Annotated in this window: 21 protein-coding genes; 6 read left to right on the plus strand and 15 right to left on the minus strand. The window is 59.9% G+C overall.

Annotation, left to right across the window (positions count from 1 at the left end):
* Positions 1-72: 72 nt before the first annotated feature.
* From KL786_RS20885 to aceK, 6 genes are all read right to left on the minus strand, one after another.
* Positions 73-1,407, minus strand: a complete 1,335-nt coding sequence (locus KL786_RS20885; protein ID WP_032863481.1) for an OprO/OprP family phosphate-selective porin — start codon at positions 1,405-1,407, stop codon at positions 73-75.
* A gap of 337 nt (positions 1,408-1,744) precedes the next feature.
* Complete coding sequence (locus KL786_RS20890) at positions 1,745-1,978, minus strand: anti-sigma factor family protein (RefSeq protein ID WP_032863482.1); 234 nt, start codon at positions 1,976-1,978, stop codon at positions 1,745-1,747.
* The gene (locus tag KL786_RS20895; protein ID WP_032863483.1) at positions 1,972-2,586 is read right to left on the minus strand and encodes an RNA polymerase sigma factor; all 615 of its coding nucleotides are present in this window, start codon (positions 2,584-2,586) and stop codon (positions 1,972-1,974) included. Before KL786_RS20895 ends, KL786_RS20890 begins: the two co-directional genes overlap by 7 nt.
* Positions 2,587-2,638: 52 nt before the next feature.
* The gene (locus tag KL786_RS20900; RefSeq protein ID WP_215518849.1) at positions 2,639-3,760 is read right to left on the minus strand and encodes a beta-ketoacyl-ACP synthase III; all 1,122 of its coding nucleotides are present in this window, start codon (positions 3,758-3,760) and stop codon (positions 2,639-2,641) included.
* A 226-nt stretch (positions 3,761-3,986) separates the two neighbouring features.
* Positions 3,987-7,898 carry an ATP-dependent RNA helicase HrpA gene (gene hrpA, locus KL786_RS20905; protein WP_215518850.1) on the minus strand — a complete coding sequence of 1,304 codons (3,912 nt, stop codon included), beginning with the start codon at positions 7,896-7,898 and terminating at the stop codon, positions 3,987-3,989.
* Positions 7,899-8,025: 127 nt separating this feature from the next.
* Positions 8,026-9,753 carry a bifunctional isocitrate dehydrogenase kinase/phosphatase gene (gene aceK, locus KL786_RS20910; protein ID WP_215518851.1) on the minus strand — a complete coding sequence of 576 codons (1,728 nt, stop codon included), beginning with the start codon at positions 9,751-9,753 and terminating at the stop codon, positions 8,026-8,028.
* A gap of 235 nt (positions 9,754-9,988) precedes the next feature.
* Here aceK and KL786_RS20915 point away from each other — a divergent pair, with 235 nt between their 5' ends.
* Positions 9,989-10,885: a DMT family transporter gene (locus KL786_RS20915; protein ID WP_215518852.1), complete on the plus strand. Its 897-nt coding sequence runs from the start codon at positions 9,989-9,991 to the stop codon at positions 10,883-10,885.
* Between the two features lie 30 nt (positions 10,886-10,915).
* Here KL786_RS20915 and KL786_RS20920 read toward each other — a convergent pair whose 3' ends face one another.
* Positions 10,916-11,776 (minus strand): DMT family transporter, encoded by an 861-nt coding sequence (locus tag KL786_RS20920; protein ID WP_215518853.1) that lies wholly within the window; start codon positions 11,774-11,776, stop codon positions 10,916-10,918.
* Positions 11,777-12,440: 664 nt separating this feature from the next.
* Here KL786_RS20920 and KL786_RS29680 point away from each other — a divergent pair.
* On the plus strand, positions 12,441-12,737 hold the full coding sequence (locus KL786_RS29680) for a hypothetical protein (RefSeq protein WP_252193801.1): 297 nt from the start codon (positions 12,441-12,443) through the stop codon (positions 12,735-12,737).
* Positions 12,738-12,785: 48 nt separating this feature from the next.
* Positions 12,786-12,944, plus strand: coding sequence for a hypothetical protein (locus KL786_RS20930; protein ID WP_156356829.1), 159 nt, complete (start codon positions 12,786-12,788; stop codon positions 12,942-12,944).
* A gap of 57 nt (positions 12,945-13,001) precedes the next feature.
* On the opposite strand, the gene KL786_RS20935 is transcribed toward KL786_RS20930, so the two are convergent.
* Together KL786_RS20935 and cysK are read right to left on the minus strand one after the other, a co-directional pair.
* A complete protein-coding gene (locus KL786_RS20935; protein WP_215518854.1) occupies positions 13,002-13,940 on the minus strand; it encodes an aspartyl/asparaginyl beta-hydroxylase domain-containing protein in 939 nt (312 codons plus the stop codon).
* A 301-nt stretch (positions 13,941-14,241) separates the two neighbouring features.
* On the minus strand, positions 14,242-15,216 hold the full coding sequence (gene cysK / locus KL786_RS20940; RefSeq protein ID WP_032863490.1) for a cysteine synthase A: 975 nt from the start codon (positions 15,214-15,216) through the stop codon (positions 14,242-14,244).
* A 253-nt stretch (positions 15,217-15,469) separates the two neighbouring features.
* Here cysK and KL786_RS20945 point away from each other — a divergent pair, with 253 nt between their 5' ends.
* Positions 15,470-16,315: an AAA family ATPase gene (locus KL786_RS20945; RefSeq protein WP_029292347.1), complete on the plus strand. Its 846-nt coding sequence runs from the start codon at positions 15,470-15,472 to the stop codon at positions 16,313-16,315.
* An 11-nt stretch (positions 16,316-16,326) separates the two neighbouring features.
* On the plus strand, positions 16,327-17,505 hold the full coding sequence (locus tag KL786_RS20950) for a vWA domain-containing protein (RefSeq protein WP_032863491.1): 1,179 nt from the start codon (positions 16,327-16,329) through the stop codon (positions 17,503-17,505).
* Positions 17,506-17,619: 114 nt separating this feature from the next.
* On the opposite strand, the gene KL786_RS20955 is transcribed toward KL786_RS20950, so the two are convergent.
* From KL786_RS20955 to KL786_RS20965, 3 genes are read right to left on the minus strand one after another with little or no spacing between them, the layout of a single operon-like run.
* On the minus strand, positions 17,620-18,534 hold the full coding sequence (locus KL786_RS20955) for a 5-oxoprolinase subunit C family protein (protein WP_215518855.1): 915 nt from the start codon (positions 18,532-18,534) through the stop codon (positions 17,620-17,622).
* A complete protein-coding gene (locus tag KL786_RS20960) occupies positions 18,531-19,235 on the minus strand; it encodes a 5-oxoprolinase subunit B family protein (RefSeq protein WP_215518856.1) in 705 nt (234 codons plus the stop codon). Before KL786_RS20960 ends, KL786_RS20955 begins: the two co-directional genes overlap by 4 nt.
* Positions 19,232-19,975, minus strand: coding sequence for a 5-oxoprolinase subunit PxpA (locus KL786_RS20965; protein WP_032863494.1), 744 nt, complete (start codon positions 19,973-19,975; stop codon positions 19,232-19,234). Before KL786_RS20965 ends, KL786_RS20960 begins: the two co-directional genes overlap by 4 nt.
* A gap of 178 nt (positions 19,976-20,153) precedes the next feature.
* Here KL786_RS20965 and KL786_RS20970 point away from each other — a divergent pair, with 178 nt between their 5' ends.
* Positions 20,154-21,080, plus strand: a complete 927-nt coding sequence (locus KL786_RS20970) for a LysR family transcriptional regulator (RefSeq protein ID WP_215518857.1) — start codon at positions 20,154-20,156, stop codon at positions 21,078-21,080.
* 70 nt (positions 21,081-21,150) lie between these two features.
* On the opposite strand, the gene KL786_RS20975 is transcribed toward KL786_RS20970, so the two are convergent.
* The 3 genes from KL786_RS20975 to KL786_RS20985 are packed head-to-tail and all read right to left on the minus strand — an operon-like array spanning position 21,151 to position 22,976.
* Positions 21,151-21,693, minus strand: coding sequence for a DUF2937 family protein (locus tag KL786_RS20975; protein WP_065943475.1), 543 nt, complete (start codon positions 21,691-21,693; stop codon positions 21,151-21,153).
* Positions 21,694-21,704: 11 nt separating this feature from the next.
* Positions 21,705-22,481, minus strand: a complete 777-nt coding sequence (locus KL786_RS20980) for a class II glutamine amidotransferase (protein WP_032863497.1) — start codon at positions 22,479-22,481, stop codon at positions 21,705-21,707.
* 30 nt (positions 22,482-22,511) lie between these two features.
* On the minus strand, positions 22,512-22,976 hold the full coding sequence (locus KL786_RS20985) for an MFS transporter (RefSeq protein WP_252193806.1): 465 nt from the start codon (positions 22,974-22,976) through the stop codon (positions 22,512-22,514).
* Positions 22,977-23,027: the final 51 nt, after the last annotated feature.

Genomic DNA, 23,027 nt, shown 5'->3' on the forward strand with positions numbered 1-23,027 from the left:
TCGGCGGGGTGAAAAAGAGGATCGCGCTTTAACGGATGAAGAAAGAGCGCGTTGGAGCGGTATTACAGTTGCTTAGAACACGTACTGCACACGGCCGACGATGGAGTCACCGCTGTCATCGCCATTGGCGTTGGTGATCTTGTCGGTGCTGACCTTGCTGTAGTTCAGGGACAGCTTGACTGCTTCGTTGGCGTACCAGTTCACACCCAGGGTGTTCACGTTGGCCTTGGCGTCGCCGGTTTCGCGGGTAGCGCTGCTGACGACGATGTTCTTGTCATCAACCTTGATGTTGTCGTAGCGGTAGAACACTTCCCAGGCGCCGTATTGCTTGTTCTCGGGCTTGATTGCGTCGAACTTGCCGCCATCAAGCTTGTAGGCACGGGATTCGCCGGTCAGGGTATACGCCAGTTGGCCGTAGAAGCCACTGGTTTTCACGTCCTGGTAGGCGTTGCTGTCAGCTTTCATCTTGCGGCTCAGGGCTTCAGCCTGTACCGAGAATGGGCCGCTGGCGAAGGCAAATTCACCACCGAACACGGTATCGGTGTCGTAGGCGCCCACTGCAGTCAGGTTGCTGGCGTTAAGGCCCACACCGCCGCCGAAGGTAGCGCGGTTGCCGTTGGTGCCGGCATCGTTACCACCGGTGGTGGCCACGCCACGAGCGCCAAGACGCGGACGGATCCGGGAGTCGAAGGCTGCATCGTTCAAGTCACGTGCCGCTACGTTCAAGCCGAAGTGCAGGACGTTGCCGCCTTTGTTCATCGGTGCCAGCACGATACGGCCGTTGAATTGCTTCACGCCCTTGCCGTCTTCGTCGTTGATGTCCTTGGAGGCCAGGCTGGCGGAGCCGTAGAACAGATCAGCCGCAGTGCCGCTGACCTGGATACCCATGCCGTTTTCGTGGGTGTTGACCCAGTCTGCAACCTCGTAGGCCGAGTTACGCTCCATGGCGGTGATCCACTTGGAGCTGGTGGCTTTTTCCAGGCCGAAATCCGGGTCAAAACGACCGACGCGGATGGTTACCGGCTTGAAGCCCACGTAGGACATGGACGCTTCGTCGAAGTAACCGTCGTCGGAGTTACCCGAGTTGTGGGAGAAGTCGTAGTTGAGCTGGTATTTGAAATCCTTGTAGACGGTGCCACCCAGTTCCAGGAAGGCACGACGGAAATAAGCGGCGTCGCCCGAGTCACCGTTCTTGGTGTAGAAGCCGTCAAATGTGCCGTAATCGGCTTGCAAGCGACCACCCAGCTTGAAGCTGAAGTTCTGGTCGGTAGTAGCAACCTCAAGGCCGCCCTTGGTTTTGACAACGATATCGGCGCCGTCAGTAGTGACAGTACCAGCGAAAGCCTGGGCGGTAACGGCCAGGGCCAGGGCGCTGGCCGCGAAACCGGCGAAGTGCTTACGGATCATCGAAGAATTCCCCTAATTGGTGGTCTTTAGCGTTGGAAAACACACGGGTTCTGGCCCGCTGGTGTTGGGAGGGGATCTTGGCGAGGAGATATTTCAGACAGGTTGCTGCAAGATAAATATTTGATTACAGCGGAACTTTCTTACAACCAAAGGAAATAAGCGCAAAGCCACAGCCGACATGGGTTTGCGTTGAAAAATCGGCAAAAATGCCAAGTGAAAAAAACGTGAAAAAACCTGACGAAAATGAAATGTTTTCGCCACCCGTCGATTTTTATCGACGAAAAAAAGCCCACGACGCAGACATCGCAGGCTTGGGGAGCCACAAACAGTTCAGGGATCAGGAGTTGCGTTTAAGCTCAGCGGCCAGGCGTTCGGCCAACGCTTGGGCATCGCTCACTTCTGGCTCAGGCAGGATGCGCAACGTGGCCTGCATCAGGCGCATCTGGCGGATGAAGCGCCGGCAATTGGCACAGAACAACAAGTGATGGCGCATAAGCAGGCGCTCACGAAAGGTCAGTTGCCCATCGAGAAAATCGCTGGAGCGCGCCACTTGTTCTTTGCAGGTCAACATTCGCCGGTTTCCTCGAAATGCTCCACCGTAGCGAAGACTTTAAGCCGCGCCCGATGCAGCAGTACCCGGACATTGGAGAGCGAGATCTCCAGAAGATTACAAATCTCCTCCAACTCCAACCCCTGGCGCTCGCGTAACAGCAGCACACTGCTTTGCAACTCGGAAAGACTCAGCAACGTGTGCTCCAGGCACTCACGCAGCTCGTTTTCAGTCAACAGCGCTTCGGGCGTGTCTTCATGCCAGGCGAACGGCGCGACCAGCCAATGACCGTCACCGGCGGCAAAGCGCTCATCACCAATGGTCCCGTGGGGCGACGGCAGGTCATCCAGCAGCACCTCTCGCCGGTTCTGCTTGTAGCGCCCCTTGGCCGAATTGGCGGTGATGGTCAGCAGCCAGGTCTTGAGGCTGGAGCGCCCTTCAAATCTGGCTAGGCTGCGCACCACAGAGAGCCAGGCATCCTGGACCACTTCGTCGGCATGGCGCTGGCCGACGATAGCGTAGGCCACCGCACGCATTGCGCTCTGGTAGGTGGTGACTAATTCCTTGTAGGCCCGCTGTTCGCCCTTGAGCAGGCGTTCAAGCAGGTGCGCGTCGTCGGCTGCTGCCATTCAGAACCTCATTGTGCAGGACATGACCGCAATCACCTGTAGGCGCTAGTTCCTAGCGCTTGCGCAGGATCACGCTGCCAATCGAATACCCGGCGCCAAACGAGCTGAGTACCGCCAGCGCGCCCTTGGGCAAGTCGTCCTGGTAGGTGTGGAACGCGATCACCGAACCCGCCGAACTGGTGTTGGCATAGGTGTCGAGGATCACCGGCGCCTCTTCGATCTCGGCCTCACGGCCCAGCAGTTTCTTGACGATCAGGTGGTTCATGCTCAGGTTGGCCTGGTGCAGCCAGAAGCGCTTCACGTCCGTGACGCTCAACTGGTTTTCAACCAGGTGCTGGCCGATCAGCTCGGCAACCATCGGGCAGACATCACGGAAGACTTTGCGGCCTTCTTGCACGAAAAGCTTGTCTGGTGCGCCGATCCCCTCTTCCGCTGCGCGGTTGAGAAAGCCGAAATTGTTGCGGATGGTATTGGAGAACTTGGTCAGCAACTTGGTGCTGACGATGTCGAACTGATGCTCGGACGTAGCCAGGTCAGCGCGTTCCAGAATCACTGCCGTGGCCGCATCGCCAAAGATGAAATGGCTGTCACGGTCACGGAAGTTCAGGTGGCCGGTGCAGATCTCCGGGTTGACCATCAGGATCGCCCGGGCCTGACCCAGTTGGATGCTGTTGCAGGCGTTCTGGATGCCGAAGGTGGCCGAGGAGCACGCCACGTTCATGTCAAAGCCAAAACCCTGGATGCCCAGGGCTTCCTGGACTTCGATGGCGATGGCCGGATAGGCCCGTTGCAGGTTGGAGCAGGCAACGATCACACCGTCGATATCGGCGGCCGTCTTGCCGGCACGCTGCAAGGCTTGCTCGGCGGCGCCCACGGCCATCTGGCAGAGGATCGACCACTCGTCATTGGAGCGCTCGGGCAAGCGTGGAGTCATGCGCTTGGGGTCCAGGATGCCTTCCTTGTCCATGACAAAGCGGCTCTTGATACCCGAAGCCTTTTCGATAAAGGCGGCGCTGGATTCGGTCAACGCCTGAACGTCACCCTGCTCGATGGCCACGGCGTTGTCGGCATTGAACTGTTGAACGTAAGCATTGAAAGACTGCACCAGCTCTTCGTTGGAGATGCTGTTGGCCGGGGTATACAGGCCTGTGCCGCTGATGACGACGTTATGCACGGTCGTTCCTCTAAATCTGTTCAGGCAGAAGGGATTGGTACCGTCGTACCAAACCGTAAGTCGTTCTAGTCCGCCGCGCGGACATCAAACGGGGAAACGCTTTGTCCCGGCGCGTCGAGGCTGATACAGCCAATCTAGACGATCCTGGCATTTATAGCGGCGAAGTTTGCCATAAACCGGGGGGTTTGGCGCCTGTCACGCGCACACCTGCCCCCGGTATTGCAGGTCAAGGCTCGACCTGGCTCCACTGTTTGCTCAAGCGCTTGTCGGAAATCGGTACCTTGGTGCCCAACTGCTGGGCAAACAACGACACCCGGTACTCCTCCAGCCACCAGCGGTAGAGTTCCAGCTGCGGGTCGCGCTTGCCTTCCTGGGTGTGTTTGTTCAGGCGTGTCTGGTACTGGCCCCACAGGCCGCCCAACTCGCTGCTCCAGACCCGGTCCTTCTGCACCTGGCTGGGCAGTTTCTCCAGGCGCAGCTCAATGGCCTTGAGATAGCGCGGCAGTTCCTTGAACCACTGTGCTGGGGTTTCGCGCACAAAGCCCGGGTACACCAGATTGTTCAGTTGCTGCTTGATATCGTTAAGTGCCACGGCCTGGGCCAGGTCGATCTTGCCCTTGAAACGCTTTTGCAGGCCGTGCCACAGCTTCAATACTTCCAGGGTCAGGCGCGCCAGGCGTTCGGCATGTTCGGTCCAACTGCCGCGCTTGCGCTCGGCCAGGGCTGCGAGGCCCGCGCCATCCCTGGGCAGGCTGGCCTCGCCTTCCAGCACGCAGGTGTCGAGGCTGGCCAGCAGAATGTCTTCCACCAGGGCGTCGATACGCCCCAGTTCGCGGTACATCAGCCCCAGTTCGGTCAGACCCGGCAGTTTGCCGCGCAGGAATTTTGCCGGCTCGGCCAATTGCTGCATCAACAAACGCTGCAAGGCTCGTCGATGCTGGAACTCAGCTTCGGCAGCAGTAGAGAAACGTCCTTCCTTGACCGTACCGTTTTCCTCCACCAACGCCGGATACACCGTCATCGACAGCCCGGCGATCTTTTGCTGGGTGGTCTCGGCCACGGCGGCGAAGACCTTGGCCTCCACCGGCTGCTGGCTTTTGGCAGTCTGCGGCACCGCCAGGGCGGCCTGGCTAGCTTCGACAAAACGTGCGGTCAGCGCTGCCAGGTCGCGGCCCTCACCGAGGAACTTGCCCTGGGCGTCAACCACTTCAAGGTTCATCTTCAGGTGGTTTTCCACCTGCTGCGCGGCTTCGCTCCAGGCTTCGTCACTGACCCGCGCCCCGGTCATGCGCAGCAGTTCGCGCCCCAGAGCCTGGGGCAGCGAGCCCTGGGCAAACTCGATACGTTGCAGCGCAGCCTTGACGAAGTCCGGCACCGGCACGAAGTTCTTGCGCAGGGCCTTGGGCAGGTTGCGCACCAGGGCAATGCACTTGGCCTCGATCAGCCCGGGCACCAGCCATTCCAGGCGCTCGGCGGGCAAGGCCGGCAACAGCGGTGCCGGCACGCGCAAGGTCACGCCGTCGCGGGGGTGGTTGGGTTCAAAGTGATAACTCAAGGCCAGGGCCAGGTCACCCAGGTGCAATGTATCCGGATAATGCGCAGCGGTGACTTCACTGGCCTCACGAGCCAGCACGTCTTCTTCGCGCATGATCAGTAGTTGCGGGTCTTTCTGGCTGGTGATCTTGTACCAACTGTCAAACGTCGCCGTCTGGTGGATCTCCGCCGGCAGGCGTGCGTCATAGAAGGCGTACAGGGTTTCTTCGTCGGCCAGGATATCGCGGCGCCGGGCCTTGGCTTCCAGTTCGTCCAATTGCTCCAGCAACTGCTGATTGGCCACCAGGCACTTGGCCCGGAACTGGATCTCGCCACGCACCAGGCCTTCACGAATAAACAGCTCGCGGGACACCACCGGGTCCACCGGCCCGTAATGCACTGGCCGGCGCCCCACCACAATCAGGCCAAACAGAGTGATCTGCTCGAAGGCCACAACCTGGCCGCGCTTCTTTTCCCAATGGGGTTCGAAGTGGTTTTTCTTGATCAGGTGCCCGGCCAACGGTTCGATCCAGTCGGCATCGATCTTGGCCACCATGCGCGCATACAACTTGGTGGTTTCCACCAGCTCGGCGGTCATCAGCCATTGCGGGCGCTTCTTGCCGATCCCCGATGACGGGTGGATCCAGAAGCGCCGCTGACGAGCACCGAGATAGTCGCCGTCTTCGGTTTTCTGGCCGATCTGGCTGAGCAGGCCGGACAGCACCGCCTTGTGCAGTTTCGGGAAATCCGCCGGTTCCTTGTTGACCGTCAGCTGCATGTCGCGACAGATCAGGCTCAACTGGCGATGGGAATCGCGCCACTCGCGCAGGCGCAGGTAGTTGAGGAAATTCTTGCGGCACCAGTTGCGCAACGGGCTGGCAGTCAACTCCTGGCGCTGCTCTTCAAAGCCGCGCCACAGATTGACCAGCCCGGCGAAGTCCGAGTCCGGATCCTTCCATTGCGCATGCGCCTGGTCGGCGGCCTGCTGGCGCTCCGGCGGACGCTCGCGCGGGTCCTGGATCGACATGGCACTGGCGACAATCAACACTTCCTGCAAACTGCCGAGCTTGGCCGCCTCCAGCAACATGCGGCCCATGCGCGGGTCCACTGGCAGACGCGCCAGTTGCCGACCCAGGGGCGTCAGCTGGCTGTTGCGATCAACCGCCGAAAGTTCTTGCAGCAAGTTGAAGCCATCGCTGATGGCCTTGCCATCCGGCGGCTCGATAAACGGGAAGTCGGTGATTTCGCCCAGGCGCAGGTGCAGCATCTGCAAGATCACTGCCGCCAGGTTGGTGCGCAGGATCTCCGGGTCGGTAAATTCCGGGCGCCCGATAAAATCTTCTTCACTGTACAGGCGCACGCAAATGCCCGGCTCGACCCGGCCGCAACGGCCTTTACGCTGGTTGGCGCTGGCCTGGGAAATCGCCTCGATCGGCAGGCGCTGGACCTTGGCGCGGTAGCTGTAGCGGCTGATGCGCGCGGTACCGCTGTCGATCACGTAGCGGATGCCCGGCACCGTCAGCGAGGTCTCCGCAACGTTGGTCGCCAGCACTACGCGCCGCCCCGGATGGGACTGAAAAATGCGCTGCTGTTCGGCCGGCGACAGGCGCGCGTACAACGGCAGGATTTCCGTGTGCTTGAGCTGGGCCTTGCGCAGCATGTCGGCGGCATCGCGAATCTCGCGCTCACCGGGCAGGAACACCAGCACATCGCCCGGGCTCTTGCGCTCGCTGCGTTCAAAAGCGGCGATTTCATCGAGGGTGGCGAGGATCGCCTGGTCCACGGTCAAGTCGTCTTCGACGCGGTTGCCTTCCTCGTCCTGCTCCAGGGTCAGCGGGCGGTACCAGGTTTCCACAGGGAACGTACGCCCCGAAACCTCGACAATCGGCGCATCGTCGAAATGCTTGGAAAAGCGCTCCAGGTCGATGGTGGCCGACGTGATGATGACTTTCAGGTCCGGACGACGTGGCAGCAGGGTTTTCAGGTAACCCAGCAAAAAGTCGATGTTCAGGCTGCGTTCGTGGGCCTCGTCGACGATGATCGTGTCGTAGCGTTCGAGGTAGCGATCATTCTGGGTCTCGGCCAGCAGGATGCCGTCGGTCATCAGCTTGATCAGGGTGTTGGAATCGCTCTGGTCCTCGAACCGCACCTGATAGCCGACCAGCGCGCCCAAAGGCGTCGCCAGTTCTTCGGCAACCCGGCTGGCCACACTGCGTGCCGCAATACGCCGGGGCTGGGTATGGCCGATCAAGCCATATTGGCCACGACCGATTTCCAGGCAGATCTTTGGCAACTGCGTGGTTTTACCCGAGCCGGTCTCACCCGCAATGATCAGCACCTGGTGCTTTTGCAGCGCCGCCTTGATTTCGTCGCGCTTGGCGGCGATGGGCAGGCTGTCGTCATAGCGGATCTGCGGCACGCTGGCACCACGCGCCGTCACCTGGGCACAGGACGCCTGCATACGCGCCACCCATTGCGCCAGCTTCTCCTCATCGGGCTTCTTGCGCAGCTCAAGCAACTGCCGACGCAAGCGGTGGCGGTCGGCGAGCATGGCGTGATCGAGGTTTTTCAGGAGCTGGTCGATAGCGGGCGCTTGGTCAGTCATCAGGTACTTTGGAGGTCGTCTATTAATGCACGGCCGGCAATTGTGGCAGAAAAGCAGCTGTAAGCGGCAAGCTTCAAGCGGCAAGTAAGAGCCGTTGCGCGTTTACTTGCGGCTTGAAGCTTGCCGCTTATAGCTGCTCTCTCCTGCGATATGGGAACACGTCAATCACCTTCCCCGCCCGAATCGCCTCTTGCAGGCCTTTCCAGTAGTCGGCGTTGTACAACTCGCCGTGCAACTCATCAAACAAGCGTCGTTGCCCGGCATCGGCAAACAGGAACGGTGGGAATTCTTCGGGGAACACGTCCAGCGGGCCGATGGAGTACCAGGGCTCGGAGGCCATTTCATCCTCCGGGGTGCGCGGGGCCGGGATATGGCGGAAGTTGGCCTCGGTCAGGAAGCAGATCTCGTCATAGTCGTAGAACACCACGCGGCCATGGCGGGTGACGCCAAAGTTTTTCAGCAGCATGTCGCCGGGAAAGATATTGGCCGCCGCCAGTTGCTTGATCGCCAGGCCGTAGTCTTCCAGGGCTTCGCGTACCTGGGCTTCGTTGGCGTTCTCCAGGTAGAGGTTGAGCGGGGTCATGCGCCGTTCGGTCCAGCAGTGGCGAATCAATACTGTGTCGCCTTCCACCTCGACCGTGCCGGCGGCCACTTCCAATAACTCGGCGAGGCATTCGGGCTCGAACTTGCTCAAGGGGAAACGGAAGTCGGCGAACTCCTGGGTATCGGCCATGCGCCCGACCCGGTCGACACTTTTGACCAGGCGGTACTTCTCGATCACCGTGGCACGGTTGACGTTTTTCGACGGTGAGAAACGGTCCTTGATGATCTTGAACACGGTGTTGAACCCCGGCAGGGTGAACACGCTCATGACCATCCCACGCACGCCTGGCGCCATGATGAACTGGTCGTCGGTGCTGGCCAGGTGGTTGATCAGCGCCCGGTAGAACTCCGACTTGCCGTGCTTGTAGAAGCCGATGGAGGTGTACAGCTCGGCGATGTGCTTTCCCGGCAGGATGCGCTTGAGAAAGCCGATGAATTCCGCCGGTACCGGCACATCCACCATGAAATAGGAACGGGTGAACGAGAAGATGATCGACACATCGGCTTCGTCGGTGATCAACGCGTCGATGCGAATACCCTGGCCTTCGCGGTGCAGCAGCGGGATGACCAGCGGCCATTGTTCATCGCGGGTGTAGAGGCGGCCCACGAGGTACGCGCCCTTGTTGCGATAGAGCACCGAGGAAAACAGTTCGACGTTGAGGTCCGGGTCCTTGCACACCCAATCCGGCAGGTTCTCGCGCAACTGCGCTTCGAGGCGCAGCAGGTCAGCGGGCAGGTCGGCGTAGGGCTCGCTGAAGCGGTAGTCGCTGAAAATCTGCTCCAGCATGCCCGCCAGTTGGCCCTGGGGCTTGTAGGTGCGGGTTTGCGCGGCGCGGGCCCGGCGCAGGCTGGGGCGGGTGGTATGGATGAACATGCAGCCGTCGCTGATCAGGTCATGACTGAACAGCCCGCAAAAGATCGAGTTGTACCAGGTCTCGGACAGTTCATCGTCAAACCGCAGGTCGATCAGGCTGATATAGGCGCTCTTGACCAGGGGCCAGGACTGGATATCCAGCAGCGCCCCCTCGTCGAAGGTTGCCCGCAGGCGCGTGGTGACTTCGCCGACCTTCTCTTCATACAGGTTGATCCGCGCCGCCGAGGCCGTTTGCGCCTCTTGCCACTGGGCCTTTTCAAAACGCTCGCGAGCGCCGTCGGTGATCTGGCGAAAGTGCTCGCGGTAATCGTCGAAACCATCAAGGATCATCTGTGCGATGGACTGCGCGGTGTCGATGGCAGGCGTTTGCTGCGGCATGTCGGAGACCTCTGCGGGCATTCGGAAGACCTGAGATTAGCCAGTGTGCGCAAACAGGAGAAGTACAATTTTTGCAGGACGATGTGCCACGGATAAGGGCGACTCAAACAATTGTCGCGTCTGGCGGCAGGCCTCTATGGCCTGGTGACGCACTTTACTCTGTAGGAACAAGTAAAAGATTGTGTCGGACAAGTCCCTGGGCAACACTCTCGCCCTGATTAAAAAGGAGCTGTCTGTGAGACCTGTCGACACCCTGTACCTGCTGGTACTGGCCGCCATCTGGGGCGCGAGTTTTCTGTTCATGCGCATTATCGCCCCCGAAATCGGCACGATTCCTACAGCATTCTTCCGGGTGTCAATTGCCGCCGCCGGCTTGCTGGTGATCCTGGCCATGCTGCGGGTGCGCTGGGACTTCCAGGGCAAATTCAAGACGGTCCTGCTGCTGGGAGTGATCAACTCGGGGATCCCCGCGACCATGTATTCGGTGGCAGCCCAGGTATTACCCGCAGGTTATTCAGCGATTTTCAACGCGACGACGCCGTTGATGGGCGTATTGATTGGCGGGCTGTTTTTCCATGAGCGGCTGACGCTGTCGAAGATTGCCGGGGTAGGCCTGGGCCTGTTCGGCGTGGGCATCCTCACGCGGGCCGGGCCGGTGGCCTTTGACCTGGAACTGCTGATGGGCGCCCTCGCCTGCCTGCTGGCAACCACCTGCTATGGCTTCGCCGGTTTCCTGGCGCGGCGCTGGCTGGATCAACAGGGTGGCCTGGACAGCCGTCTTTCGGCATTGGGCAGCATGCTCGGCGCCACCTTGTTTCTATTACCGTGGTTTGGCTGGAGCGCCCTCAGTCATCCGCCCGCCAGTTGGGGCGGCTGGAATGTGTGGTTGTCGCTGCTCGGTTTGGGGCTGTTGTGTACGGCATTTGCCTACATCCTGTACTTCCGCCTGCTGACGTCCATCGGGCCGGTCAAGTCGATGACCGTCACCTTCCTGATTCCGCCGTTTGGGGTGTTGTGGGGGGCATTGCTGCTGGATGAGCCGTTGTCCATGGCCCATCTGTATGGCGGGCTGTTGATCGCGGGGGCGCTGTGGCTGGTGCTACGCCCTGGGAAACTGATCAAAACCGCGTAGGAGCCGGTTTGCCGGCTCCTACGCGGGGTATCAGGCTTTACGGAAGACGAACACCAGACCGATGATGATCAACCCCATCCCCAGCACACTCAGCAACGCCAGCCGATTACCAAAGATCAGGTAATCCATCACGGCGGTAACGGCCGGCACCAGGTAGAACAAACTGGTGACATTCACCAGGTTGCCCCGTGCAATCAGGCGGTACAGCAACAGCGTCGCCAACAGTGACACCACCAGCCCCATCCACAGCACCGGCAGGTAGAAGCCGCTGTTGTGCTCGAAATGAAAAGGCTGGAACGGCACAAACACCGCACACAACAACAAACCCGCCAGGTATTGCACCGGCAAGGTGCCCAGTGGGTTATCGGTGATGCGCTTTTGCATGATCGAGCCCAGGGTCATGCTCGCCAGCGCCAGCAAGCCGAACAGCATCCCGGCCAGGGACATGCCGGCCAGACCGATGCCCTGGTACACCACCATGATCAGGCCCGCCAACCCCAGCGCCAGGCCGAACATCCGGCGCCACGAGCGCTGGCGCTCCATCAGCACCACGGTGAGGATCGGTTGCACGCCCATGATGGTCGCCATAACGCCGGGAGTGACCTTCAGGTCCAGGGCCAGCAGATAAAAAATCTGATAGGCGCCCAACAACACCAACCCGGTGGCCGCCGCATACCACAGCGGTTTACCCGGGCGTGGCAACTTGAGCCTGAGGACCGGCACCAGCACCACCAGACCCGCCAGGGCAATGGCAAAGCGGATCAGCAGGAAAGCAAAGGGTGACGCATGGGCCAGGCCCAGCTTGGAAAAAATCGCCCCGCTGCTCCACAGCAGGACAAACAGGCTCGTCGAGGCCGCCGCGGCCACGGATTGTTTCGAAAGAACAGACATGATGAACACCTGTAGTCAGGCAAAAAGCCAACTCAGCCAAGGCTGAAATTCAGTAGGTTCGGTACAGGCGGGCAACGGGCAACAGCTATCTGCTGATCAGCCCGAAATGCCAACACCCGGCGGTGATACGACTGCGTACACCGGCGTGCTACTGACAGGTGGGGGGTAATGACTGATCTGCGCAGGCTGCTGGCTCCCACACGGCACGACCGCAGCGTTGACCGCTGAATCGACTACCGCTATGCGTTGGGAAGCAGGCATGGGCTGATCTTTTTTGAAGGGATTTAAAGGTGTCGTGAAACACCTGGCGTCGACTATAACCAGCCGGTGACACGCTTTGCAATGGCTTTGCCAAAAGGCCAGTAAGGACAGGCGGCTGATCAGTGCCTAGGCTCGAAAAACCCACCCATTATTACTCAAGAGCATCGATGCCACGACCACACACCTTTCTCAGGTATCAACTAAACAGATCCAAAACTAGGAACATTGCCAACGCAACACTTGCCCGACTGCCGCCATCCACAAGGCAAACCAAGCACACAGGCATCGACCTACGGGAGTCAGGCTCGAAGCCATCGATACGGCAGCACTGGACGCTTATCACACTTGGGAATCCAGCCACTTTTCATGGGATGACGTCGTACAGTGGAAAGCGAAAGAGCTGATGTATTTCGACTTAGCGATCTGGTTGGATCTTGAACTCTGCGGGTTGTGTTTCGCTAACCCGAACCACAGCCGTATGCGGATGCGAGTTGTACGACTGGAAGCAACGCCAGGAGGCACACATTCATTACGCGGGTACATCGCCCCTCTCGCGTTAATGGCCGTTGAACACTACGCGCAGATAGTCGGCAGCAAGACCATTGAAATACAGGAACCGATGCAGGGAGCGGTCCCTACCTACGAAAAGCTCGGTTTTGCATTCGATGCGTCGGGCAGGCTTGCAAAGGACATAACCTGAACCTAGCATCATGCAAATCGCTCAATTAATGATCACTTTGGAGACACCATGAAAGGTCTCATCAAAACCAAATCAGGCAAGAGCAAAAAAGCACACCGTGCCCCTGACCGGAACAACGGGCGACCTGCTGAAGTTGATCCGCGCATTATCCAGGCGCTACTTGAGGGCGTTGACGAGCCGCAGGGCGTGCTGGCAGGACGCATGTAATCCGACACATAAAAAAACGCTCTGATAAAGAGCGTTTTTTTATTTCGGATGCCAGTATCAGCCAAACAACCAATAACCCAGCGCCACCAACACCACCACTGCCAGCACCGGCCGCATGACACGATAGGCTTTGGGGTGCTTGCGCTTCCACTGCTTGACCACACCACTGAAACGATCGCTGAAGCTCTTGCTCCAGGCATAGGCCTGGTTGATCCCGCCCACGCGCTCGTCGTCCAGGTTCTGTGGTGCGGTTGCGCGGCCCAACTGGGCACTGACCCAACGGTTGATACGAGTCATCAACCGGTTGCTCAAAGGTCGCTCGATGTCACAGAACAGAATCACCCGGGTTTTCTCGGTTTCGTTCTTCACCCAGTGCACGTAGGTTTCGTCGAACATCACATCTTCGCCATCGCGCCAGGCATAGATCTGGCCATCGACGAAAATGCGGCAGTCGTCGGAGTTGGGTGTCGACAACCCAAGGTGATAACGCAGGGACCCGGCAAACGGGTCGCGATGCGGGTTGAGGTGGCTGCCACCCGGCAACAGCGCAAACATGGCGCCCTTGACGTTGGGGATACTGCTGACCAGGGCCACGGTTTTCGGGCACAGCAACTCAGCCGATGGCAGCGGTTTGTCGTACCACTTGAGGTAGAAGCGCTTCCAGCCCTTCTTGAAGAACGAGCCAAAACCGGCGTCGTTGTTCTTCTCGGCGGCGCGGATATAGCCTTCGTCGAACAGATGCATGGCCTCGTCGCGGATCACTTCCCAGTTGTCCTTGAGCACATCCAGTTCCGGGAACTTGCTGCGGTCCAGGTAAGGCTTGGACGGCACGCCCGAGAAGATGTACATCAAGGCGTTATACGGGGCGAACAGCGCCGAATGGTTGACGAACTGGCGCAGCACCGGCAAACGCGCCTTGCCGCGCAGATGCACGTAAAGCGTACTGCCGATAAACAGCAGCAGCACCGACAGCTTGGCGGCCAAAGAAAAGGTCATGCAGCAACTCCTGGAAATAGCCTCCCGGCAGCGGGAAACCAGACATAGCAGCCGGCCATGATAAACATTCCAGGCCGGAGGAAAAACCCGCGATAGCCAACAATCCGTTTTAAGGGCCGCGCGGCGAGCAATCAATTATGCATAAGGGGCTTAAAAACGGGCTGATATGGATCAACCCGATTTCTGTAGGAGCGAGCGTGTTTGCAAGGGGCATTCAGGCGAAGAATGAAAACGGTACGCGTGCCTTCTGATTAGACGCGGCACCCTCAGGGTCTTCGCGAGCAAGCTCGCTCCTACAGGGTCAGGCCTGGGTTTCCTGATCGGTGAACAGATCGCTGAAGAGCATGCTCGACAGGTAACGCTCGCCGGAGTCCGGTAGGATCACCACAATGGTCTTGCCCTGCATTTCCGGTGTCTCGGCCAGGCGCACCGCTACTGCCATCGCCGCACCACAGGAAATCCCGCACAGGATGCCTTCTTCCTGCATCAACCGCAGGGCCATGGCCTTGGATTCATCGTCACTGACCAACTCCACCCGGTCGACCATCGACAGATCGAGGTTCTTCGGCACAAAACCGGCGCCAATGCCCTGGATCTTGTGGGGGCTGGGCTTGATCTCCTCACCGGCCAGCGCCTGGGTAATCACCGGCGAGCTGATCGGCTCCACGGCCACCGAGAGGATCGGCTTGCCCGCCGTGTTCTTGATATAGCGCGAAACACCCGTGATGGTCCCCCCCGTACCGACACCCGCCACCAGCACATCCACAGCGCCATCGGTGTCATTCCAGATTTCCGGGCCGGTGGTTTTTTCATGGATGGCCGGGTTGGCCGGGTTGTCGAACTGGGCCGGCATAAAGTAGGTCGCCGGGTCGCTGGCAAGGATTTCGCCGGCTTTCTCGATGGCGCCTTTCATGCCCTTGGCCGGCTCGGTCAGCACCAGTTCGGCCCCCAGTGCCTTGAGCACCTTGCGCCGCTCGATGCTCATGGACGCCGGCATGGTCAGCAGCAACTTGTAGCCACGGGCGGCGGCGACAAAGGCCAGGCCAATCCCGGTGTTGCCCGAAGTCGGCTCGACGATGGTCATGCCCGGCTTGAGTCGGCCGCTGCTTTCCGCGTCCCAGATCATGTTCGCGCCAATCCGGCATTTCACCGAATACCCAGGGTTACGCCCTTCGATCTTGGCCAGGATGGTTACGCCACGCGGCGCGATACGGTTGATCTGAACCAGGGGCGTGTTACCGATGGAGTGCGCGTTGTCTGCAAAAATGCGGCTCATGGCGGGGTCCTTTAGGCGGCTTTCAAGAAGGCAACAAGGGTATGCCTCGTACTCCAAGGCGTCCAGTCGAGGAACGTTGCCCGCTCCTGCGCAGTCAATCGCCTATACACGGGGAAGAAAAACCAATGCCGATTAACCCTGGCGTGACTGGTCATTCAGAGACTGAATAACCCGTCTGCGTTCACAGTCGCCGGGGCTGCGCGGTATAGTCGCAGGCATGCTGACTACCGGCGTCACGTTCGAGGATTGATAGATGAAGTTCGAAGGCACCCAGGCCTACGTTGCCACCGATGACCTGAAACTGGCCGTCAACGCCGCCATCACGCTGGAGCGCCCGCTGCTGGTCAAGGGCGAGCCGGGCACCGGCAAGACCATGCTCGCCGAGCAACTGGCCGAATCGTTCGGCGCACGCTTGATCACCTGGCACATCAAGTCCACCACCAAGGCGCATCAAGGCCTGTATGAATACGATGCGGTCAGCCGCCTGCGCGATTCGCAGTTGGGCGTGGACAAGGTCCATGACGTGCGCAACTACCTGAAGAAGGGCAAGCTGTGGGAGGCTTTCGAGTCCGAGGAGCGGGTGATCCTGCTGATCGACGAGATCGACAAGGCCGATATCGAGTTCCCCAACGACCTGTTGCAAGAACTCGACAAGATGGAGTTCTACGTCTACGAAATCGACGAGACCATCAAGGCCAAGAAACGCCCGATCATCATCATTACCTCCAACAACGAGAAAGAGCTGCCGGATGCGTTCCTGCGTCGCTGCTTCTTCCACTACATCGCCTTCCCCGACCGCACCACTCTGCAGAAAATCGTCGACGTGCATTACCCGGACATCAAGAAAGACCTGGTCAGCGAAGCGCTGGACGTGTTCTTCGACGTGCGCAAGGTGCCGGGCCTGAAGAAAAAACCCTCCACCTCCGAACTGGTGGACTGGCTCAAGCTGCTGATGGCCGACAATATCGGCGAAGCAGTGCTGCGCGAGCGTGATCCGACCAAGGCCATCCCGCCACTGGCCGGCGCCCTGGTGAAAAACGAGCAGGATGTGCAACTGCTTGAGCGCCTGGCGTTCATGAGCCGTCGCGGCACTCGATAAGGGCTTCTGCCATGTTGCTCAACCTGTTCAATGAAATGCGTGCAGCCAAGGTACCGGTCTCGGTGCGTGAACTGCTGGACCTGATCAACGCCCTGAAACAGCGAGTGACCTTCGCCGACATGGACGAGTTTTACTACTTGTCCCGGGCGATCCTGGTGAAGGACGAGCGTCATTTCGACAAGTTCGACCGAGCCTTCGGCGCCTACTTCAATGGCCTGGAAAAACTCGACGATCACTTGCAGGCCCTGATTCCCGAAGACTGGCTGCGCAAGGAGTTCGAACGCTCACTGAGCGCTGAAGAACGCGCGCAGATCCAGTCCCTGGGCGGCCTGGACAAGCTGATCGAAGAGTTCAAGAAACGCCTGGAAGAACAAAAGGAACGCCACGCCGGCGGCAACAAGTGGATCGGTACCGGCGGCACCAGCCCGTTCGGTTCCGGCGGTTTCAACCCCGAGGGCATCCGCGTGGGCGATGCCGGCCAGCGCCAGGGCAAGGCGGTCAAGGTCTGGGACCAGCGCGAGTACAAGAACCTCGATGATTCGGTGGAGCTGGGCACACGCAATATCAAGGTCGCGCTGCGCCGCTTGCGCAAATTCGCGCGCCAGGGTGCGGCCGAAGAGCTGGATATCGACGGCACCATCGACCACACCGCCCGCGATGCCGGCCTGCTGAATATCCAGATGCGTCCGGAACGGCGCAACACGGTCAAGTTGCTGTTGCTGTTCGACATCGGCGGCTCGATGGATGCCCATGTGAAGATCTGCGAGGAACTGTTCTCGGCCTGCAAGACCGAGTTCAAGCACCTGGAGTACTTCTACTTCCACAACTTCGTTTATGAGTCAGTGTGGAAGAACAACATGCGCCGCACCTCCGAGCGTACCTCGACCCAGGATTTGTTGCACAAGTACGGCGCCGACTACAAGGTGATCTTCATCGGTGACGCGGCCATGGCCCCCTACGAAATCACCCAGGCCGGGGGCAGCGTGGAGCACTGGAACGAGGAGCCGGGGTATGTATGGATGCAGCGGTTCATGGAGAAGTACAAGAAGCTGATCTGGATTAATCCGTACCCGAAAGATACCTGGGGCTATACCTCGTCGACCAATATCGTGCGCGATTTGATCGAGGACCAGATGTATCCGCTGACCTTGCGGGGGTTGGAAGAAGGGATGCGTTTTCTCTCTAAATAGGCGGTGAATTCACTGACGCTATCGCAGGCAAGCCAGCTCCCACATGGAATGCATTCACATACTTTACTGTGTGAGCGCAGTTTAAATGTGGGAGCTGGCTTGCCTGCGATGCCTTTAGCGGTTCGTAAATCGCTGCAAATAGCTCAGATGCTCACGGTGCGCCGTCTCTTGCATCACCGGCGCCAACCGCACCTTCTCCCCCGGCAAGCACTGCGCCAGGCGCGCCAATGACAACGGTGTCAACGCGCCCAATCGCGGGTAGCCACCAATCGTCTGCCGGTCATTGAGCAGCACAATCGGCTGCCCATCCGGCGGCACCTGAATCGCGCCCAATGGAATGCCTTCAGAGATCAACGACGGCCCCTGATACTGCAACGGCGTGCCCAGCAAGCGCATACCCATGCGGTCGGCACGGCTGTCCAGGGTCCATTCGGTATTGAACACATCGAACAGACTCTGGCCACTGAACTGGCCGATCTGCGCGCCGAGAATCACCTCCAAGGGCGCCGCTGGGAGCAACCGTTCAACAGGCAATTCACGCAAATGAGTGCCCGTGCCGGAATACACCAGCGACGCGCCTTCAGCCAGGGCGCGGCCAAAACCATCCAGCCCGCCCAAGGCTTCACGTGCGACGCTGGCACAACTGCCCAGCACCTTGGGCGCATCAAAACCACCCGGTGCCGCCAGGTAAGCCCGCGCTCCACTGTGCGGTTGGGTGAAACGCAAACGCTGGCCTTTTTGCAGAATGAAACTACGCCCAGGGCTGATGGCACGCTCATCGATGTACGCCCCCAGGTCAGCACCGGCCAGGGCCAGCACGCAATAGTCCTCGGCCAGTACGGTAAAACCGCCCAAGGTGATTTCCACCACCGGCGCATCCAATGAATTGCCCAGCAGCCAATTGGCCCAGGACATCGACACCCAATCCAGCGCGCCGCCCTGGGTCACGCCCAGGTGCCGCACACCAAAGCGCCCGGCATCCTGCAACAGGCATAACGCGGTGCTGGCCTCGATCAACAAGCGGCTCATGCCTGGGCCTCCAAGGGCGTGTCATCGCCACCCAGGTTGATAAATTCGGCACGTCCAATGGCTTCGAAACGCACGCTGTCGCCCGGTTGCATCAGGCTGTAGCCATCGCGCTCACGGTCGAACAATTTGGCCGGGGTGCGGCCGATCAGGTTCCAGCCGCCAGGGGATTCCACCGGATAGGCTGCGGTCTGCCGCTCGGCGATGCCGACACTGCCTGGCGCCACGCGTTTGCGCGGGGTGCCTAGACGTGGCGCGGCAAGCTGTTCTTCCACCAGCCCCATAAAGGCAAAACCCGGGGCAAACCCGAGGGCGAAGACCTGGTATTGATGCTGGCTGTGGCGGCGAATCACCTCGTTGACCTCAAGCCCGCTACGCCGTGCGAGCAAGGTCAGTTCAGGGCCGACGCTCAGGTCGTACCACACCGGCAATACATGACACTGCCCACTACCCTGGGCCTGTGGCTGCAAGTCCGTCAGAGCCTGATCGATCAATTCACGGGCCTGTGTCGGATTCAGCGCCAGCAGGTCGTAATGCACCATCAGGGTCGTGTAGGACGGCACCAGATCCACCAGCGCTGCGCCAAACCCTTCACGCAACCGACGCGTAGCGGCGAGCATCCAGGGCATGTTGTCTTCAGCGATCACCTCAAACAGGCGCACCATCAAACAATCGATGGCCACTACTTCAATCCGTGGCTTCATTGTGGCCTCAACGCCTGGCGAATACGCTGCACCGCCGCCACCGAGCTGGCGTTATCGCCATGCACGCAAAGCGTGTTGGCCTGCAACAGCAGCGGGCTGCCATCGCTGGCGACCAGGGTTTCGCCACGGGCAATGGTCAGGGCTTGCTGGAGGATGACTTGCGCATCGTGATGCACAGCTCCCGGCAACTGGCGCGAGACCAGATGCCCGGCATTGTCGTAGGCACGGTCGGCAAAGGCTTCGAACCACAGGGTCACGCCGTACTCATCACCCAGGGCCTGGGCGGCACGATTGTCACGGGTGGCCATCAGCATCAACGGCAGGCTGGCGTCGTACGCTGCCACGGCCTGGATCACCGCGCGCAATTGCGCAGGCTTGGCCATCATGTCGTTGTACATCGCGCCATGGGGTTTGACGTAGCTGACACGACCGCCCTGGGCCCGGCAAATACCGTCGAGGGCACCGATCTGGTAATGCAGCAGGTCCTGGAGTTCCTGGGGCGCATACGCCATGGAGCGGCGGCCAAAGCCTGCCAGGTCCTGATAGGCCGGGTGCGCACCGATTTGCACGCCATGCTGCAATGCCAGGGCGACAGTCTTGCGCATGATGCTCGGATCGCCAGCATGGAAACCGCAGGCAATATTGGCGCAATCAATGAATGGCATGACTTCGGCATCCAGACCCATGGTCCAGGCGCCAAAGCTTTCGCCGATGTCGCAATTCAGTAGCAGGCGGCTCACGGTGAGGACTCCTGTAGGCTTTATTTTTTTGTAGTGTGGGATCTTTTACCAAGATCTCGCAATGATGTTGTCCTGAGCCCCGACGACGCTTATCGTGAGACAGCCCGATTTTTGGCGCGCAGCCCCTGTTGCGTCCAACTAATAAAAACCGATCCATGCATAAGAAAAAGTTGATCCCATGAATTTGAAGTTCCTCGAAACCTTCGTCTGGGTGGCCCGGCTCAAGAGCTTCCGGCTGACAGCAGAGAAGCTGTTCACCACCCAGGCCTCGATCTCCAGCCGCATTGCGGTGCTGGAAAGCGAGCTGGGGGTGAAGCTGTTCCTGCGTGACTCACGCGGTGTGAGCCTGACCCCGGACGGGGTGAAGGTGCTCGATTATGCCGAGCAGATGATGATCACCATGCAGGGGCTCAAGCAGTCGCTGGAAACCACCAGCAGTAAGGTCGGACGGATCCGTATCGGCGCGATGGACACCGTGATCCACACCTGGCTCAGCCCGCTGGTGACCGAGTTGATGGACCATTTTCCGCTGGTGGAAATCGAACTGGTGGCCGATACCGCGCTGAACCTCTGCGATCAGTTGCAAAAAGGCTTTCTCGACCTGATCCTGCAAACCGACCTGCTGCGCCAGGAGTCAGTGCGCAGCTTGGAGCTGGCCAGCCACCCCATGGGCTGGATCGTCGCCAGCCATTCGATCTACAACCGTGACTACGCCTCCCTCGCCGAGCTGGCCCAGGAACGGATCATCACCTACTCGAAAAACTCTCATCCACACCAGGACGTATTGAGCCTGATGCAGGCCCATGGCGTAGCGGCACCGCGCATGAACTGTGTGAACTCGGTGTCGGCCATCACTCGCTTGCTGCGCGATGGTTTCGGTATTGGCGCGTTGCCACCGGTGCTGGTCAGCGAGGAATTGGCGCGGGGCGAGTTGATAGTGCTGCCCATGACACAGCGTTTGCCGAACCTGCAGGTGGTGGTGTCGTGGCGGGTGGGCGTGGAGTTGGTGGAGGAGATTGTTGCGTTGTGCCAGAGCGTCGTGGCGCGGTATGCCGAGGAAGTGGGTGAAGAGCGCATGGTGCTCAACCAGAAGAAACCCGATTGAGACTGTGGGAGCGGGCTTGTGTAGGAGCAGGCAAGCCTGCTCCTACACAAGTCCAGTTCCATATTTGGATTTACAAACCCTTGAGGTCCCGCTCTTCAATCGGCCGGCTCTGGCGCAGACGCTTGCCGCCCAGCACCACCCAGTCGATCAGGCGGAACAGGCATTCCAGGCCGAACGACAACAGCATCGCCCCGCCCAGGCCCCAGCCCATGGCTTCGGGGGTCAGGAGGATCTGGTAGCTGTAGCCATTCCAGGTCTCCTTGCGGATATCCGGGTCGGCGGCCACTGCCACCTGCAAGGCGCGGATGTACCACGGCCCCTGCATGGCCTGGAACTGCTTGTCCAATGCCACCTGGCGATCGAGCAAGCTGCCGAGGCTGTTGGCATCGCTGCGGAACACCGGATCCTCGCTGGCACGGTAATGCGCCACCAGGGCCTGTAAGTCGCCATTGAAGAACTGCTGCGCGGTGCTTTCAAAACCGCGCAGGCCGGTCTGGGCTTCGATCAAATGGGCTTCGACGCGCTTGGCGTAGTCGTTGATGAACCCCGGGACTTGCACCCCGACCAACAAGCCGATGGCAAACAACACCAGTCGCAGATAGCTGAGCAACATAGTCGACGTCCTTATTCGGTTGTGCCCTGGCTGACGCATTCACCGCGCCGCCACAGGCTCCACTGGCCGGGCTCGTAGCGGGTCCAGGTCTCGTTTTCGGTCAAGGGTTCGGTGGCAATCACCGTCACCACATCGTTGGGAGTCGTTTCAGCCTGAAAATCGACGATCACGTCGACATCTTTCAGGCGTGCAGGGCCAAATGGTGCGCGACGTGTGATCTGCGCCAGTTTGGTCGAGCAGTAGCAAAACAGCCAATCACCATCACTGAGCAGGCAGTTGAACACGCCCTTGCTGCGGTATTCGGCACAGGCGGCGATCAGGTCAGGCAACACCTGTTCGATATCCACCGGCTCGGGAAACGCCTCGCGGATACGGTTGAGCAGGTCGCAGAATGCCGCTTCGCTGTCGGTATCCCCCACCGGGCGGTAGAACGTGGCCTGGGGCGTGAAGTCTGCCAATTGGCCGTTATGCGCGAAACACCAGTTGCGCCCCCACAGCTCACGCACGAACGGATGGGTATTGGACAGGCTCACCTTGCCCACGTTGGCCTGGCGAATATGGCCAATCACCACTTCACTCTTGATCGGATAACGCTGCACCAGCAGCGCGACTTCCGACTCACTGCTGGCGGCCGGGTCCTGGAACAGCCGCAGGCCACGGCCCTCGTAGAAGGCAATGCCCCAGCCATCGCGATGCGGACCGGTGCGCCCACCACGCTGCATCAGCCCGGTGAAGCTGAACACGATATCGGTGGGTACGTTGGCACTCATGCCCAATAATTCACACATGCCAGGACTCTCGATGCAGGGCAGACAACGTTAAAGGCGCGGTTCGACCCGCATGCCACCGACAGGGGCCGGCGGACGGCCATAGGGCTCGTCGTCCTCAGGCTCGGCCGCGACCGCTGCCGCAGCGGCGGCCTTCTGCTCACGCCGGGCCTTGGCAGCACGCTCGATGGGCCAGCGAACCAGCACAAAGACCAGGTACAGGCCAAAGGCGATCATCGCGTACATGAGCAAATCGGAAATCGCCCGCCAGGCGTTATTACCCACTTTGAGCAGCAGATCCAGGGCGGTGATGGCCACGGCAGGGGCAAACTGCTCCTTGACCGGATCGACAATGGTCGGGCTCAACAGCAGCACCGCCATCAGCAACCGCAGCGGTTCGCGCAGCCAGCGCCAGATCCAGCGGGTCAGACGAAACCACACCAACAGGCAGCCCAAAGCGGCGAAGGCGTATAGGCCCCAAGCGGTCAGATAGTCGTTCTCGGTCATGGTGTCCATGGCAAGGTAGGCAAACAGACCCGTATGATAACGGCTTTTCCGCGCCACGGC

This window comes from Pseudomonas sp. TAE6080, assembly GCF_018732265.1.
In the GTDB taxonomy this organism is placed as follows: domain Bacteria; phylum Pseudomonadota; class Gammaproteobacteria; order Pseudomonadales; family Pseudomonadaceae; genus Aquipseudomonas; species Aquipseudomonas brenneri.

Bases quoted from the DNA above. Each gene is read 5' to 3' on its own strand.
- KL786_RS20885 (WP_032863481.1), bottom strand. From the start codon at position 1,407: ATGATCCGTAAGCACTTCGCCGGTTTCGCGGCCAGCGCCCTGGCCCTG.
- KL786_RS20890 (WP_032863482.1), bottom strand. From the start codon at position 1,978: ATGTTGACCTGCAAAGAACAAGTGGCGCGCTCCAGCGATTTTCTCGAT.
- KL786_RS20895 (WP_032863483.1), bottom strand. From the start codon at position 2,586: ATGGCAGCAGCCGACGACGCGCACCTGCTTGAACGCCTGCTCAAGGGC.
- hrpA (WP_215518850.1), bottom strand. From the start codon at position 7,898: ATGACTGACCAAGCGCCCGCTATCGACCAGCTCCTGAAAAACCTCGAT.
- aceK (WP_215518851.1), bottom strand. From the start codon at position 9,753: ATGCCGCAGCAAACGCCTGCCATCGACACCGCGCAGTCCATCGCACAG.
- KL786_RS20920 (WP_215518853.1), bottom strand. From the start codon at position 11,776: ATGTCTGTTCTTTCGAAACAATCCGTGGCCGCGGCGGCCTCGACGAGC.
- KL786_RS29680 (WP_252193801.1), top strand. From the start codon at position 12,441: ATGTATTTCGACTTAGCGATCTGGTTGGATCTTGAACTCTGCGGGTTG.
- KL786_RS20930 (WP_156356829.1), top strand. From the start codon at position 12,786: ATGAAAGGTCTCATCAAAACCAAATCAGGCAAGAGCAAAAAAGCACAC.
- KL786_RS20935 (WP_215518854.1), bottom strand. From the start codon at position 13,940: ATGACCTTTTCTTTGGCCGCCAAGCTGTCGGTGCTGCTGCTGTTTATC.
- cysK (WP_032863490.1), bottom strand. From the start codon at position 15,216: ATGAGCCGCATTTTTGCAGACAACGCGCACTCCATCGGTAACACGCCC.
- KL786_RS20945 (WP_029292347.1), top strand. From the start codon at position 15,470: ATGAAGTTCGAAGGCACCCAGGCCTACGTTGCCACCGATGACCTGAAA.
- KL786_RS20950 (WP_032863491.1), top strand. From the start codon at position 16,327: ATGTTGCTCAACCTGTTCAATGAAATGCGTGCAGCCAAGGTACCGGTC.
- KL786_RS20955 (WP_215518855.1), bottom strand. From the start codon at position 18,534: ATGAGCCGCTTGTTGATCGAGGCCAGCACCGCGTTATGCCTGTTGCAG.
- KL786_RS20960 (WP_215518856.1), bottom strand. From the start codon at position 19,235: ATGAAGCCACGGATTGAAGTAGTGGCCATCGATTGTTTGATGGTGCGC.
- KL786_RS20970 (WP_215518857.1), top strand. From the start codon at position 20,154: ATGAATTTGAAGTTCCTCGAAACCTTCGTCTGGGTGGCCCGGCTCAAG.
- KL786_RS20975 (WP_065943475.1), bottom strand. From the start codon at position 21,693: ATGTTGCTCAGCTATCTGCGACTGGTGTTGTTTGCCATCGGCTTGTTG.
- KL786_RS20980 (WP_032863497.1), bottom strand. From the start codon at position 22,481: ATGTGTGAATTATTGGGCATGAGTGCCAACGTACCCACCGATATCGTG.
- KL786_RS20985 (WP_252193806.1), bottom strand. From the start codon at position 22,976: ATGGACACCATGACCGAGAACGACTATCTGACCGCTTGGGGCCTATAC.